Below are 15,655 nucleotides of genomic sequence, written 5' to 3' on the forward strand. Positions count from 1 at the left end.
AATTCTATTTTTCTTGGGCCATACTATACACACGATCCCTCATTTCACTGGCCCATTGTTTTTCGTTTTTGGTATTGTCAAAATGTTGATAAGAAACTGGCTTCCCGATATGGATAACCACTTTTTTACCTCTTTGCTGAAACATTTCATCAGCCAGGTAAAACATTTCCACATTTGCCTTTATGCCGGCCATCTTTCTGAACCGGGCGAGATTATAGAAAAAACCCGAATTTCGCCCGTCGATGTAAACCGGAATAATAGTCTTTTTATATTTTTTTGCTTTAGAAATAAAGCTCTTCTTCCATTCCAAATCCTTGATGCCTTCAGCCTGCTTCCTGGAAACCAAGCCGGCAGGAAAAACCAGCAAGGCATCATCGCCGGAATAAGCCGCTTCGATGGCTGCCACTCCACCCCTTCCATGACTTCCGTGTTTGTTGACCGGCACAAAAAGGGATTCAAAATTCTTAATATTGGTCAAAATGTCATTGACCAAAAACTTTATATCCTTCCTATACTTGCCCAAAACATGCATGAAGGCAATCCCATCAAGACCTCCCAAAGGATGGTTTGCGGCAAAGATTACCCCCTTCTCCAATGAAATGTTTTCGGCACCCCGAAGCTCAACTTCTACTCCAAATTCTTTAATCAAAGCATCTACAAAATCCAGACCTTGAAGATGGCCATTTTTGTTCATGATGACGTTTATGTCCTTTTCATGAACAATTCTTTTAATATACTTTAAAATCGGGGAAGGCAACCACTTTTTAAGGGTTGGATTCTTATCCCCAAGGATTTTATCAATATCTATAAATTTCTCTTTGCGCTCCACAGACACCACAATAAGGTTTTTCAGTTCCACCTAACCCTCTGATTGCTAGTAATTTTATTTTAACAACAAAGCAACCAAGTTTCTTGTTAGGAGCCGAAATTAAAATTTCCGTTCCCTAAAAATACAAAAAAATATCAATTGAGGAGGTCAAACCTACCCTAACGAAATTTTATTTGAAGCTGGTTAGACAGTCATTTATGTATATATCGCTAATTTTCAGCACCTCCAATTGTGATAATCGAACTTAATACAGAACTACATTTAAAATATCCCAACACCTCACCATTTTCATTCAGTTCTCGAATATTGGAGGTCGGATTTTGAGGCGGGGGGCTAAATAATCCCCCATCATTGAACAACAACCCCACCAATTCATTCAGATAATCATAAGCATCCCGATTAAGCCTAAACAGCTCCAATCTGACCCGATCGTTTTCTTTAAATGCATAGCCATTTAATTCAAAACCTCTGTTTAATATTTGGGTGCCAAATGTGTCGTCAAAAAGCAAATAATCATTCCTTCGATTAAGTAGCGTATCATTTCTCACAATCCGGATACGGTAATTATTCTCTGTTTCAAAGGGAATATCCCCATATAATGTCAAATAATATCCTTCCTCGCGAAATAACCTCTCCTCCCTGTAGTTTACGGCAATACTGTCCAAGGTTGGTGGTGGCAAAACCCTGCCTTTGGAGTAAAAATCCCTACCATTCATCAACACATGAAGGGAGTACTCACGGCCAATTCTGGCTGTCTGATTGTTGATGGGCAAGTAAGCTCCTATCTGTGGCACAAATCGGAAGGGAAAAATCTGCTCGGTCTCCTCATCCCTGATAAAAACCTCTGCATCACGCTCAACTTGGTTTTCATCCAAGTTATAATAATCTTTAGAGTAAGAAATGGTCACTTGATTGAGGCCAGGCGCATCCGTCCATATGGCCTCAATTACCGGGATATCCGGCTGGCTGTCTAACTCTATAAATACCTCCTCCTGACATGCTGTTAACAAAAGGGCTGTAATAACTACAATATATAATGCTAGCTTATTCAAAACTCGAAATTATAGGTTAAAGAAGGAAGGTAGGTAAAAAGGTAAGTTTTTACCACACCTGGCCGTCTGGTGGTGACAGGGTTGTCGCTGGTAGGGCGGAAATTAATGGTCTCATTGAGAATCTCCGCAAACTGATACGAGAAGGGGTTCTTCCTTCCATACACGTTGTACACGCTGAAGTTCCAGCTACCACGCCATTTTCTACCCTTGTCAGGCGCTTTGTAATTAATAGACACATCCATACGGTGGTAGTCGGGAAATCTATCTTCATTTCTCAAATCCGAATAAAGCGGCAGGCGCTGGTTATCCACCTCGTAAATGCCAATGGGAAATGTTACCGCCTGCCCTGTCGTGTACACGAATGTTAATGACGCGGACCATTTCGGGTTAAATTGCTGGTTGACCACCACATTCAAATCATGCGGACGGTCAAACCTGGGATTGAACGGCTGGCCCAAACTAATACCCTCAATTTGACGATATGTTCTGGAATACGTGTATCCAACCCACCCGGTGGTGGAACCCACATTTTTCCTGATCAAAAACTCCGCTCCATATGCCCAGCCCCTACCTGCCAAAATTTCGGTTTCTACATTATCGGTAAATAAAACATTGGCCCCTTGCTTCAGGTCAATGATATTTTGAAAATCCTTGTAATAAGCTTCTACACTAAACTCCCACCTGTTATTCACCAAGTTTTTGAAATACCCAACAGAATACTGATCCGAACTAATCGGGCTCATATACCGATCAGCGGGCACCCATCGGTCGATGGGAAGACCAGCTGAGCTATTGGAAGCCACCTGCAAGTATTGATAATTACGGTTATAAGATGCTTTTAAGGAACTGGATTCGTTTACCAGGTATCGCAAAGCCGCACGAGGCTCCCAACCGGAATAGGTCTGCATGGTTTGGAAAGACCCGTAGTTCAACGTATCAGTAAGCACACCTGTGCGTGGGTCACCATTTTCATATTCATAGGCCACCCCACTTCCTATTTGCTGGTAAAAGCTTTTTCTCAGTCCAACTTCCGCGCTAAACCTTGGATTTATTTCCCATTGAGAAGATAGGAACAAGTTATATTGCAAAGCATTTCTGGCATTAGTTGTAATCCCCTCCAGATTGCTATTTTCATCTGGCGCAAAATTCAAAGGTGAAAAGTGGTAATACTGGGTATGCACTCCGGTATGAAATTTCAGGTTTTCATTCGGCATATAAACCAGCTCCCCTCTCAATCCACTTTCGGAAAACAGGTTATCCCAAGCAAAGCCGCTTTCTTCATCCTGAAAGGAGACCGCGTAATTATATGAGCTGTGATAGGCATTTACATCCAGGTAAAGCTTATCACTCAATGTCCTATTCCAAACAGCGCTATTCACCCAATTTGTCCAGCCAAAGCCAAACTGCTCGGAAAGCCCCAGGAAATCATTACCATAATAACTACTCACGGTAATTTTATCCTTGTCACTAGGTCTGTAAGTCACCTTTCCACTCAAGTCATAAAAATAAAGGGAATTGTTCCGAATGTTTGGATCGCTTGAAAGTCCAAGAAAAATATCCGCATAGGTCCTTCTTCCGGACGCCACAAAAGTCACCTTATCATTGATCGGCCCATCTATAGTCAACCTCGAGCTAATAGTCCCAATTCCACCCTCACCCCGGATCCTGTTAGTATTACCTTCTTTCAGCGACACATCAACCAATGAAGATAACCTACCTCCAAATTGTGCTGGGATGTTCCCTTTGTATAAAGAGACATTATCTATGGCATCAGGATTGAAAACTGAGAAAAACCCAAAGAAATGCGATGGGTTGTAAATCGGGGCACCATCCAGTTGCACCAAGTTTTGGTCTGCCGATCCGCCCCTCACAAACAAACCTGTCGTCCCCTCTCCGGCCGTCTGGATCCCAGGAAGCATTTGTAGCGAGCGCAAAATATCCACTTCTCCGAAGAGGGCCGGTATATTTTTGATCGTGGCAATGGGCACCACTGATTTTCCCATGTCCACACTCTTGACATTTTCATCCGGTCGCCTCTCACTCACTACCACTTCGCTGAGGGAAAACTCTTCTGGTCTGAGGTAGATTTTGGTTGGTTTGTCATTTTCTTGAATCTGCCGCCTGATCTCTTGAAATCCTATAAAACTGACCACCAACTCGGCAGGCAAGGTGATTTTTTGCAGGCGGAAGCGGCCATTTTCATCGGACACCACACCGCTTTGAGGACGGCCAGCCCAATAGATATTCGCCCCAGGGAGTGGTTCCCCGGAGTCCGTGTCATACACCACACCTTCCACTTCATCGCGCTGCTGGGCAAATGAGAGGTGGCCACAAAATGTAAAAATCAAAATGAATAGCCCTAAAAACTGGGGTAATTTCCTTTTCCTAAATTCTATATAAATCTTCAATGCTTTCTATCCAAAGACAATGCTAAACCGATAACAACTCCCAAAACAATTAGTTTCACCCCAAAGGAGCAAAAATTAACATAAATTATAACACTGCCTTAACGAATAATTAATCCGCTTCTATTTCGTTTTGATAAAAATACCTAATTTCAAGCCATGATTTGGGCATATCCTGATTTTGATACGATAAGTATATTGGTGGTTTTTTTCACCCTGCTATACGTCATATATTTATACCGCTTCTACCGCATCAACACTAAACTTAAAGTGCAAAAAGGGTCGCTTTTCTTTAAACTGTTGATCCGTGCAGCCTACTTTATCCTTTTTCTTGTTGCTTTTACCGGTCCGTCCATAGGCGGGGCTTTGAAGGAAATAAAGGAAGAGGGTAAGGATATATTTATTGCCGTGGATTTATCACGGTCAATGGATGCGCAAGATATTGCGCCTAGCCGTCTGGAAAGAATCAAATTGGAATTGAAGAGACTTGTCAAAAACTTTGACTCCGACAGGATTGGCATCATCATTTTCTCTTCCGAAGCTTTTATCCAATGTCCGTTGACATTTGACCAAAATATCATTCAGCTTCATATCGATGGCCTTAACACAGGATTGGTTCCAAATTATGGAACAGATATAGCTGCTCCTCTTGAGCTGGCTCTAAGCAAATTCAATCAGGATGAAAATCCGGACAACACCTCAAAATCCATCATTTTGATCAGTGATGGGGAAGATTTCGGGGAAAATCTGGATAATGCCATCAAAAACCTCAACGAGGCAGGGGTCCGTGTATTCAGTCTTGGAGTGGGAACCGCTGAAGGCAGCACCATCCCCCAAGGCAGCGGGGTGATCATGGACCGGCGCACTGGGCGGCCAGCCATGACTAAACTCGAAACTAACACCCTAAAAACGGTTTCGACCCGCACAGATGGGCAGTATTTTGAGCTTAGTGACATAGCCATGGACATTCCTTATCTCATTTCAGCAATTGAAAGAATTGAAGGAACCGTCACGGGAACCAGAATGGTCGAAGCCTCTGCCAACAAATACTTCTATTTTCTATTGGCAGGTCTGAGTCTTGCTCTTCTGGATATGATTTTACCATTACGCACAATTTCAATGTAAGGAATGAATCAGGTTTTATCTTTCATATTTGTCGTTTTGTTAATTATTCCAGCTACCTGGAAGGAAATTGCCCTGCGAAACAAAGCCCTCTACCGCGCAGAAACTGCCTACAAAAAAACTGATTACGAAACAGCGGTTAGAGAACATTTGGCTCTGAAAAACGATTTCAATGTCAATTCCCCTGAGGCCAATTTCAACCTTAATCTGAGTTTTCAGTTCAATGGACAGGAGGAGGAAGCCCAACGGGGTTTTCAGGAACTAACTGAGAGCAGAAACAGGTTAATCGCATCTATGGCCTCCAATCAAAACGGCACCATTGCTGGGAGGGAAAAGGATTTTAAAGAAGCACTTCAGGCTTTCAGGGCAGCCCTTGTCCGCAATCCGGAAAACGAAACTGCCAGGCACAATTACGAAATGCTTGCCCGATGGCTGGCTCAAAATGAGGACCAGGAAGAGCAAGATGAACAGCCAGACGAGGATCAGCTTAAACCTTCCAATTATGCCAAACGTATGAAGGCAGAGGCTGACAAGATGGTGGACTCATTCAACTTTGCAGAAGCCCAAAATATCATGGAGCGTGCACTTCAGATTGATGAGACGGTGGCCTACTACCAAGAGTTTATGCAATATTTAGATGAAGTAAATGAAATCAACAATCAATAAATTCTTATTTGTTTGTTTGCTGGCATTTGGGCTAACCCACATGGCCAGCGCCCAGTCGGCAGCCGATTATTTCAACCGCGCTGCCAAGCAGTATGTCAATGCTGATCGGGAAAGCACCGGCCAAACACTGGCAGAGGGTCTCTCCCGTTTTCCCGGTGATCGCAAAATGCAGGCGCTTTTAGACAAGCTCAACCAAGAGGACGAAGAAGAGCAACAGCAGCAACAAGATCAACAGGACCAGCAGGACGGCCAAAATCAGGATCAGGAAAACCAGCAGGACTCTCAGGACCAGAAGCAAGGTGAAGGAGATGAACAAACCGATGAAGATGCTGATGTGGAAAGCGAAAAATCTGAAGAAAGGCAGGGCGAAAAGTCCCAGCAAGAACAGCCATCAGATGAACTTTCCGATCAAGAAAGTGACCTCAGTGAACGGGAAAAGCAAATGCAGCAGATGCAGGAAAGGCTTCAGGATATGAATATCACACCACAGCAGGCCACCCAAATTTTAGATGCGATGAATAACGCTGAAATGCGTCATATTCAACAAAATCGCAGGAAACCCACGCAAAAAACCAACCGTGGATTGCCAGAATGGTAAAATAAATTTTGTTAACTATAAATATATAAACCCAAATGAAAGAAGTATATATCATAGCAGCGGTAAGAACTCCCCTGGGAAGTTTTGGAGGTAAACTTAGCTCTTTGACGGCTGTTGAACTAGGCAGTATCGCGATCAAAGGCGCCTTGGCAAAAGTCGGCCTCGACCCAAAAGAAGTTCAAGAAGTATTGATGGGTAATGTAATTTCGGCCAACCTGGGTCAGGCACCTGCTCGACAGGCCGCTTTGGGAGCCGGAATCGGCACAAACGTGCCATGTACCACTGTAAATAAGGTTTGTGCTTCAGGTATGAAAGCCGTAATGTTTGGTGCGCAAAGCATCATGACTGGTCAAAACGATGTAGTCGTAGCCGGGGGTATGGAAAGTATGTCAAACGTACCTTATTATATACCAAAGGCAAGATTCGGTTACAAATACGGAAATGCTGAAATGGTTGACGGTTTGGTAAAAGACGGCCTATTTGAAGTCTACAATCAATTCCCGATGGGCAATTGTGCAGAGCATACGGCCAAGGAAATGAACATCTCCCGCGAAGACCAAGACAATTATGCCATCCAGTCATATAAAAGAAGTGCTGCTTCTTGGGAAGCTGGTGCTTTCAAAGATGAGGTAGTTCCAGTAGAAATAAAAGGCCGAAAAGGTGAGGCCTCTGTAATCGATGAGGATGAAGAATTCAAGAATGTCATGTTCGAAAAAATCCCCTCCTTGCGTCCGGTTTTTGACAAGGAAGGAACTGTAACGGCAGCCAACGCTTCCACCATGAATGATGGAGCTTCTGCGATTATCTTAATGAGCAAGGAAAAAGCTGAAGAGTTGGGATTGAAGCCAATCGCAAAAATCCTTGGCTTTGCTGATGCTGCTCAGGACCCGTTGTGGTTTACCACGGCTCCGGCACTGGCTATTCCAAAGGCAATCAAAAATGCTGGCATCACGGAAGCAGACGTTGATTATTATGAAATCAACGAGGCATTTTCAGCTGTAGCAATTGCCAACCAAAAAGAACTAAACTTGGACAATGACAAGTTGAATATATTCGGAGGCGCAGTTTCTTTGGGTCACCCACTGGGAGCCTCCGGAGCAAGAATCATCGCTACCCTCAACAGCGTATTGCATCAGAAAAACGGCAAAATCGGTGTTGCCGGTATCTGTAATGGCGGCGGCGGTGCTTCTGCTATTGTAATTGAAAAAATGTAATTTCTTATTGGGCAGCTTTAGGCTGCCCAATATCTCTTTGCTTATCCTATGAAAAAGGCACCTTTCTTACTAGGTTGTTTATCTTTGATTTCCCCACTGGCCTTTGAAAGCCAGGCACAGGAACCTGTCAGGACCTATTATGATCCAGGCCAAACTCAGGTAAGAGAAGTCTACAATAAAGTCAACAACCAACCAGAGGGCAAGTATACCCTCTACTATGATGATGGCTCATTGGCACAAAAGGGAGTTTTTAAAGAGGGGAAAAAGATTGGCGCATTTGTGGATTTTCACCCAGGTACGGAAGACACTTTGCGCATAATCAAGTATGAAGATGGCCTCAAGGAAGGTGAATCACACACTTTTTATAAAAATGGACAGGTTTCCCAAACCACCACCTACCAATCCGACATCATTGAAGGAGAAGTAAAGACTTATTATGAAGACGGTACTTTACAGTCAGTAGCCGAATTTTCAAGAAATTATCCCCACGGAAAATCATTGACCTACCACCCCACTGGAGAACTTCAGGAAGAAGCTACTTATGAGCTGGGTCAGTTGGAAGGCAAGCTAATTTCGTATTTCCCCGACGGCAAAGTAGAAGAAGAAGCGTTTTATAAAAACGGAGAGCTCGAGGGGGATGTAAAAACCTACTTCCCGTCAGGAAAAGTGGCCTCTGTTATTTCTCACCGCCAAGGTGTAAAGGATGGTGAATTTGTCACTTACTTCGAAAATGGCCAAAAACAGCGGGAAGGAGCTTATAGAAGGGGCCAACCCCACGGGCAGTTCAAGGAGTTTTACGATAATGGAAAACTTTCCCGAAGCACCAAGTTCAAACGTGGTCAAATTGATGGTGAAATCCTGGCCTATTATCCTTCAGGACAAAAAATGGCTGTGACTACCCACGACAAATATGGAGACCCTATTCTGGCCAAAAATTTTTATGAGGACGGCAAATTGAAAAAGGAAACCCCATTTAGAGAAGGTAGAATCCACGGAAAAGAAAACACCTACTATCCTTCCGGAAAACTTCAGGAAGAAACCGCATACGTCAATGGCAGACGCGAAGGAAAGTACCAAAGGTTTGATGAAGATGGTAACCTAATCTTGGAAAGACGCTTCCGAAACGGGAAGCAGACAGGTGAAGAGATTGCCTATTTCCCTACAGGAGAAAAAGAAAGCAGGACCTCCTACATGGGCAACTGGAAGGAAGGCGCCTTTGAAAAGTATTTTCCTAATGGGAATGTAGCGGTAAAAGGTGAGTTTAAAGCCAACAGAAAGCATGGCACCTGGCAATATTTTGATGAAGATGAAAATATCGTCAAGGAGGAAGAATATAATATGGGAGAAAAATCGGCAGATTAACCGTGTAATCCTTCTGCTTTTTATATTTTTGTTTACGCTTAAGGCTCCATCCCTCTCGCTGTATTTTAAAAGAGTGGGTTGCTCCAAGAAAACATTATTTAATTAACCCAATTAGGATGAATTCCGCGATAAAAGAGACAAATTTCAACTTTCCAGGCCAGAAAGATTTCTATAGAGGCAAAGTGAGGGATGTTTACATCTTTGAAGATTCCATTGCCGTAGTAGCAACCGACAGGATTTCAGCCTTTGATGTGGTCTTACCTAAACCGATTCCTTACAAGGGCCAGGTTTTAAATCAGATTGCAGCAAAATCACTTGAAGCTACCAAAGACATTGTCCCAAATTGGGTGACTGCCCAATTAGATCCCAATGTGACTTTTGGTAAAAAATGTGAGCCTTTCAAAGTTGAGATGGTCATTAGAGGCTATTTGGCGGGACATGCTTGGAGAGAATACCGAGATGGAAAAAGAGAAATTTGTGGTGTATTGTTGCCAAACGGGTTGAAGGAAAATGATAAGCTTCCCGAGCCCATCATTACTCCTACCACCAAAGCGGACAAGGGGCATGATGAGGATATTTCCAGGGAAGAAATCTTGGCCCAAAAAATCGTCAGTGAGCAGGACTACGTACTTTTGGAAAAATATACTCGGGCCCTATTTGAAAGAGGAACCGAGCTGGCTGCAAAAAAAGGCCTGATTTTGGTAGATACTAAATATGAGTTCGGAAAATACAAGGGTGAAATCTTTTTGATTGATGAAATCCACACCCCAGACTCTTCCCGGTATTTTTATTCCGATAGCTATGAAAAAAACCAGCAGGCAAATTTGCCTCAAAAGCAGCTTTCAAAGGAATTTGTACGCCAATGGCTGATCGCCAATGGCTTCCAAGGTAAGGAGGATCAAAAAACACCATTTATGTCGGAAGATAAAGTCCAGGAAATATCCGAAAGATATATTGAGCTTTTTGAAAAGATTACCGGAGAAAAGTTTGTGAAGGCTCCTGCCGAGAATCTGACAGAAAGGATTGAAAAAGCAATTTTAAACCATATATAACAGGCCACCCAAGGTCTCTAATATTTATACTACTATGAAATATTCAGTTGATAAAAAAGAGCAATACGTAGTTTTCACCCCACACGAAGAAAAGCTTGACTCTGCTCTGAGTCCTGTCTTGAAATCAGAATTGCTTACGGTACATGCTGAGGGCTACCGAAATATGATTTTGGACATGAGCGAGGTAAAATACGCGGATTCAAGTGGATTGAGTGCCTTGTTGGTTGGTAATAGGGCTTTCAATGAAGATGGCGGCATTTTCGTGATCAGCAACCCTCAGGAGCACGTAATGAAATTGATCAAAATCTCAATGCTTGACAAAGTGTTGAACGTGGCTGACAGTCATGAGGAAGCAGCTGAGGCAATCTTTATCCATGAAATCAAAAACACTTCTGACGAGGAAGAATAGAATTGGATTTCCATGTTACCATTTTAGGCTCTAATTCTGCCGCACCGGCCCACGACCGAAACCAAACCTCCCAAATAGTTACTATTGGGAGGGTTTCTGTTTTAGTGGACTGCGGTGAAGGCACCCAGATCCAGTTTCGGAAATTTGGGGTTAAAACCTCCAGAATCGAATATATCCTGATTTCCCATCTCCATGGCGACCATTACCTTGGCTTGATGGGAATCCTTTCCACTTTCCACCTCAATAAGAGAACCAAGCCGCTTACCGTTTTTGGTCCAAAAGGTCTGGATGAAATCATCACCGTGCAATTGAAGTATGGCAACATCAAACTCAATTATCCGCTCAATTTTGTCCTGATAAACCCTAAAGAGAAAACTAAACTCATCGACCACAAGTTTTTCGAGGTTTACAGCTTTCCAACCAAACACAGGGTGCCCTGTACTGGATTTTTTTTCGCAGAAAAGCCCAAACCTCGCAATCTTAGAAAAGAAATGCTTTTCAAGCATAAGTTGAACCTTGAGGCTATCAATAATCTGAAAGCAGGCCGGGATGTGTTTGATGAAGAAAGCGGCGAGCTTCTGTTCAGCTTGGAAGATTTCACCTATCCCCCTGCACATAGGCGGTCTTACGCCTATAGCGCCGACACCATCTATGATCCAGATTTGATTCCGAATTTTGAAAGTGTGGATTTACTTTACCATGAATCCACCTTTATGGAAAGTGAAAAGGAAAGAGCACATGAAACTTTCCACTCTACCGCCTCCCAGGCGGCAAGCATAGCCAAACAGGCTAATGCAAAAAAATTACTCTTGGGTCATTATTCTGTAAGATACAAAGAACTGGATGGGCTCCTCTTGGAAGCTCAAGAAGTATTTCCCAATACCGAATTAAGCATTGAAGGAAAAACCCACATTTTGGAAGAATGGAAGCCGTATTAACCGATCAAAAGTTCCAGTCAAAAAAGACCAACCTTTTCATTATCCTAGCAGGGATTTTTCTAACCAATGCAATCCTAGCCGAAATCATCGGGGTAAAGATTTTTTCTGCCGAAAAATCCATAGGGCTCTCTCCGGCCGGCTGGACGTTTTTCGGGGATTATGTTTTGGACTTTAACCTCACGGCCGGTGCCATTATTTGGCCAGTGGTTTTTGTAACCACAGATATTATCAATGAATATTTTGGCAAAAAAGGGGTAAGAAAAATCAGTTTTCTGACTGCCTTTTTCATTGCCTACATTTTCATCGTCATAACGGTGGTTACCGGACTGCCCCCCGCCCCATTTTGGCTAACGGTAACCCCAGTGGATGATGCAGGAAACGCTTTTAACATTGACTTTGCTTTTAACACCATATTCAGACAGGGGCTTGGGATCATTGCCGGCTCGCTGATAGCCTTTCTCTTGGGGCAACTTATTGATGTATTTGTATTTCAAAAACTGCGTGCCATCACCGGCCCAAGCAAAATATGGCTTAGAGCTACTGGCTCCACGGTGGTTTCCCAATTCTTTGACTCTTTTGTGGTATTAATTATCGCCTTTTATGTCTTTGGGGATTGGACTTGGCCTCAGGTGATCTCTGTGGGGATCATGAATTACATTTACAAATTCGTCGTGGCTGTGATGCTTACACCGATGCTATATCTTGGCCATAGTGTGATCGACAGATACCTAGGCAAAGATACTGCGCAAAGAATGATGGACGAAGCCTCCTCCGACACCTCGTTTTTCAACTGATTATTTCCATTGGGCCCTTCGGAAGTTGTCGCAAATGACAGCTGTTGCAATGGCTACATTCAATGATTCCGCCTGCCCAAATTGGGGAATGGTAAGTTTATGGGTGACCAGTTTTTCGACCTCAGGTGATATCCCCTTTGATTCATTACCCATCACTATCACCCCATCAGCGGGCAGATCTGAATCGTAGATGTTGTCCCCTCCCAAAAAAGCCCCAAAAATGGGTTTGCCACAATCTTGAAGAAAAAGCTCAAGATCGGTATAGTAATAATCCATTCTGGTAAAAGATCCCATACTGGAGTTCAACACTTTGGGGTTATAGATATCAGCGCATTGAGGGCTGCAAATGATTTTCTTCAATCCGTACCAATCGGCAATTCGAATGATCGTTCCCAAATTCCCTGGGTCTCTTACATCATCCAAAGCTAAAATCAGTTCAGAACTTTCGAGTTTCAAGGGACGGTTTTCTTTGATTTTAGCGACAGCGAGCGCGGCGTCATTGCTCTGAAAAGAACCCGCACTTTCCAACACTTTGGGTGTTACTTCAAATTTTTCGGCCCCACATCTCTTAATCAGGCTAATATTCTCTTGCTCAAAGGATTTTGTAAAAAGCAAATGGGTAATTTCATATTCGGAACGCAATAATTCCGTTACATTTTTGGCACCTTCTACGAAAAAAGAGTTTTCTTGCTTCCTGAATTTCTTCTGTTGCAAGGATTTAATAAACTTAACCGTATTTTTGCTGAGCATTTGGGATATCTATAGCGTGAATTACTTCAAATATATAAACTTTCTTCTGTTCCTAATCGTAACCACGGCCTGTAGTTTGACTAAAGGCCTGGATAGGGGACAGTATTTAGTTTATAATAATGAAGTAAAAGGCATCCAAAAAGCTGATGGTGAGGCCATCCGCAACCTCATCGCCCAAAAACCCAACACCCGCATCCCGTTGACAAATTTCTCCCCCGGTGTGTTTTTTCACGATATGGGGATGGTCACCTATGACAGCGCAAAGTTAGCCGAACGGAAAAACGAATTTGAGGCAGAAAGGGAGTTGCTTGAAACCACCCTTCAAAAAGACCCCAATCAGCGAAAACTGCGCAGACGATACATCAAAGTCAACTCCCAAATTTCCAATCTGGAAAGAAAGCTTGAATACGGAAATTGGTTTATGCGTACAGGGAGTCCTAGAGTGATCTATGACAGCATCAAAACCTTTGAAACCGAAAGGCAAATCAATTACTACCTAGTCAATAATGGTTTTTTCGACGCGGAAGTGACTTCCTCCGTAAGACGGGAAAAACGTAAGGCCTTCATTACTTATGAAATAAATGAACACGATGAATACCTGATCGATTCTGTCTTTACACGGTCTGATGACAGTCACATTTACGAACTCCTCCAAAGGTCAAATAGAAGTTCTCTAATCAGCCCAAATCAACGTTACATCCAGTCCAACATCAGCAGAGAAAGGCAGCGAGTGGAGGATTTGCTCAAAGAGAATGGATATTACACATTTTCAAAATCCTATATTGAATACAACATTTATAAGGACACGGTAGAAAAACATGTGCAGGTGGAGCAAATTATCCGTAAACCGGTTTATGATGAGCAGCACCGCGTCTATAAAGTTGACTCTGTCACCTTCCGCATTTCTTCGCCCAATGACGTGATCCGTGACAGGCAGGTGGAGTCGGAATTTGACAACAAGAAGTTCATTTTCTATCGGGATCGATATGCCGAGAGAATTTTGAATTCCAGGATTTTCATCAATGAGGGCAATGTCTATAACCGTCGAGATGTCTTAGAAACCCAAAGGCAGCTGGCCAATCTGGATGTTTTCAGGTTTGTGAACATCAGCTTTGACACTCTGGGAAATAAAATACACACCAAGATATTTACCAGCCCCAGTCAAAAATATCAAGTGATAAACCAATTGGGAGCCAGTGTGACGGAGCAGTTGCCTGGTCCGTTTGTCAGCCATTCGCTGAGGAACAGGAATCTTTTTGGTGGTTTGGAAATCTTTGAATTGAATTTCAGGGCAGGTTTGGAAGGAGTTGCCTCAGCCACAGCAGAGGGAGGTGTGTATCGTAGTAGGGAGCTTAACACCTCCGCGTCCATCATATTCCCCCAGTTTCTTTTTCCTTTCAATACCTGGGCGTTGAACCAATTTGGCCGGTATAATCCGAGAACAAGAGTACTCTTCGGTTATAATTATGTAAATCGGCCTGAATATGTCAGAGAGGCCTTAAACACCATTTTTGCTTACAATTGGGCCACCCGGGATTTGAGGCAGCAGTTTACACTCAATTTATTGGATGCTAACTTCATCCGCTCAAACCTCAACCCGGCATTTCAGACCCGACTTGAGGAACTTCAAGGCCAGGGAAACAACCTGATCAATTCCTTTCTCTCATCCTACGTCAGCAGCGTTTCAGGACAGGCAATTATCAATTTCAATGAATATGGCCTCTTTGGAAAAAGAAACGCCTCCTTGTTGAGGATTTTTGGAGAAAGCGGGGGAACAACCTATAATTTTCTCTCCGATGAATTCTTTGACAACCGCTCCCTAGCCTATTTCCAATTTCTGAAAGTCCAACTCGATTGGCGCAGGTATATTCCCATAAATAACCAGAGCACTTTTGCCTACAGAGCAAATCTAGGCTTGGCGCGACCATATGGCATTAGCAATGGGGTACTTCCTTATGAAAAATACTTCTTCGCCGGAGGTAGCACTAGCAACCGGGCTTGGCAGCCCCGTCGATTAGGACCCGGTTCGTTCACCCCTCAACTGAGAGAGGACGGAACATTTGACTATCGATTTGAGCAACCTGGAGAAATTGTGTTTGAAACCATGTTTGAGTACCGCAGAAAGCTTTTCGGCTATTTTGACGGAGCATTCTTTATTGATGCGGGTAATATTTGGACATTCTTGCCAGACCCCACCAGAGAAGGTGCGCAGTTTAGGGCTACAGAGTTTTATAAGGAAATTGCTGTGGGTACAGGTGTAGGTCTACGTATGGATTTTGATTTTCTCGTGCTGAGGTTGGATATGGGAGTCAAAGCTCTAGACCCAGCCCAACCGGAGGGTGAACGCTTTGTATTGGATAAGATATCTCTCGCCAGGCCCCTTGGGGAGCGAGGACAGGCAGTATTTAATATTGGGATAGGATATCCTTTTTGATTTTTTAATTTTGTGGTGTAATAACCAAAA

General features: G+C 43.2%; 14 protein-coding genes. 10 read left to right on the top strand and 4 right to left on the bottom strand.

What is annotated here, in order from left to right:
• Positions 1–4: 4 nt before the first annotated feature.
• The 3 genes from KIH41_RS05130 to KIH41_RS05140 all read right to left on the bottom strand — a co-directional run bounded on the left by KIH41_RS05130 (position 5) and on the right by KIH41_RS05140 (position 4,229).
• Complete coding sequence (locus tag KIH41_RS05130; protein ID WP_317194921.1) at positions 5–859, bottom strand: 1-acyl-sn-glycerol-3-phosphate acyltransferase; 855 nt, start codon at positions 857–859, stop codon at positions 5–7.
• Positions 860–1,038: 179 nt separating this feature from the next.
• Positions 1,039–1,881, bottom strand: a complete 843-nt coding sequence (locus tag KIH41_RS05135) for a DUF4249 family protein (protein WP_214161754.1) — start codon at positions 1,879–1,881, stop codon at positions 1,039–1,041.
• Complete coding sequence (locus tag KIH41_RS05140; protein WP_246538974.1) at positions 1,878–4,229, bottom strand: TonB-dependent receptor; 2,352 nt, start codon at positions 4,227–4,229, stop codon at positions 1,878–1,880. Before KIH41_RS05140 ends, KIH41_RS05135 begins: the two co-directional genes overlap by 4 nt.
• Before the next feature lie 216 nt (positions 4,230–4,445).
• On the opposite strand from KIH41_RS05140, the gene KIH41_RS05145 reads away from it, so the two are divergent.
• From KIH41_RS05145 to KIH41_RS05185, 9 genes are all read left to right on the top strand, one after another.
• Complete coding sequence (locus KIH41_RS05145; protein ID WP_213944040.1) at positions 4,446–5,411, top strand: vWA domain-containing protein; 966 nt, start codon at positions 4,446–4,448, stop codon at positions 5,409–5,411.
• A gap of 3 nt (positions 5,412–5,414) precedes the next feature.
• Positions 5,415–6,074 (top strand): hypothetical protein, encoded by a 660-nt coding sequence (locus tag KIH41_RS05150; protein ID WP_214161755.1) that lies wholly within the window; start codon positions 5,415–5,417, stop codon positions 6,072–6,074.
• Complete coding sequence (locus KIH41_RS05155; protein WP_214161756.1) at positions 6,055–6,672, top strand: hypothetical protein; 618 nt, start codon at positions 6,055–6,057, stop codon at positions 6,670–6,672. The genes KIH41_RS05150 and KIH41_RS05155 overlap by 20 nt, the downstream gene beginning before the upstream one ends.
• 35 nt (positions 6,673–6,707) lie before the next feature.
• Positions 6,708–7,886 carry an acetyl-CoA C-acyltransferase gene (locus KIH41_RS05160; protein ID WP_214161757.1) on the top strand — a complete coding sequence of 393 codons (1,179 nt, stop codon included), beginning with the start codon at positions 6,708–6,710 and terminating at the stop codon, positions 7,884–7,886.
• 48 nt (positions 7,887–7,934) lie between these two features.
• Positions 7,935–9,248: a toxin-antitoxin system YwqK family antitoxin gene (locus KIH41_RS05165; RefSeq protein WP_214161758.1), complete on the top strand. Its 1,314-nt coding sequence runs from the start codon at positions 7,935–7,937 to the stop codon at positions 9,246–9,248.
• Between the two features lie 116 nt (positions 9,249–9,364).
• Positions 9,365–10,300 (top strand): phosphoribosylaminoimidazolesuccinocarboxamide synthase, encoded by a 936-nt coding sequence (locus KIH41_RS05170; protein WP_213944035.1) that lies wholly within the window; start codon positions 9,365–9,367, stop codon positions 10,298–10,300.
• A 34-nt stretch (positions 10,301–10,334) separates the two neighbouring features.
• Positions 10,335–10,709, top strand: coding sequence for an STAS domain-containing protein (locus KIH41_RS05175; protein WP_213944034.1), 375 nt, complete (start codon positions 10,335–10,337; stop codon positions 10,707–10,709).
• A 2-nt stretch (positions 10,710–10,711) separates the two neighbouring features.
• The gene (locus KIH41_RS05180) at positions 10,712–11,647 is read left to right on the top strand and encodes a ribonuclease Z (protein WP_214161759.1); all 936 of its coding nucleotides are present in this window, start codon (positions 10,712–10,714) and stop codon (positions 11,645–11,647) included.
• Complete coding sequence (locus KIH41_RS05185; RefSeq protein WP_213944032.1) at positions 11,632–12,441, top strand: queuosine precursor transporter; 810 nt, start codon at positions 11,632–11,634, stop codon at positions 12,439–12,441. The genes KIH41_RS05180 and KIH41_RS05185 overlap by 16 nt, the downstream gene beginning before the upstream one ends.
• On the opposite strand, the gene KIH41_RS05190 is transcribed toward KIH41_RS05185, so the two are convergent.
• Entirely contained in the window at positions 12,442–13,191 is a 750-nt protein-coding gene (locus tag KIH41_RS05190; protein WP_214161760.1) for a TrmH family RNA methyltransferase, read from the bottom strand.
• Here KIH41_RS05190 and tamL point away from each other — a divergent pair.
• Positions 13,181–15,625, top strand: coding sequence for a translocation and assembly module lipoprotein TamL (tamL, locus tag KIH41_RS05195; RefSeq protein ID WP_394369794.1), 2,445 nt, complete (start codon positions 13,181–13,183; stop codon positions 15,623–15,625). The genes KIH41_RS05190 and tamL overlap by 11 nt on opposite strands.
• The last annotated feature ends 30 nt before the right edge of the window (positions 15,626–15,655 follow it).

This window comes from Litoribacter ruber, from assembly GCF_018500185.1.
Classification (GTDB): Bacteria; Bacteroidota; Bacteroidia; order Cytophagales; family Cyclobacteriaceae; genus Litoribacter; species Litoribacter ruber.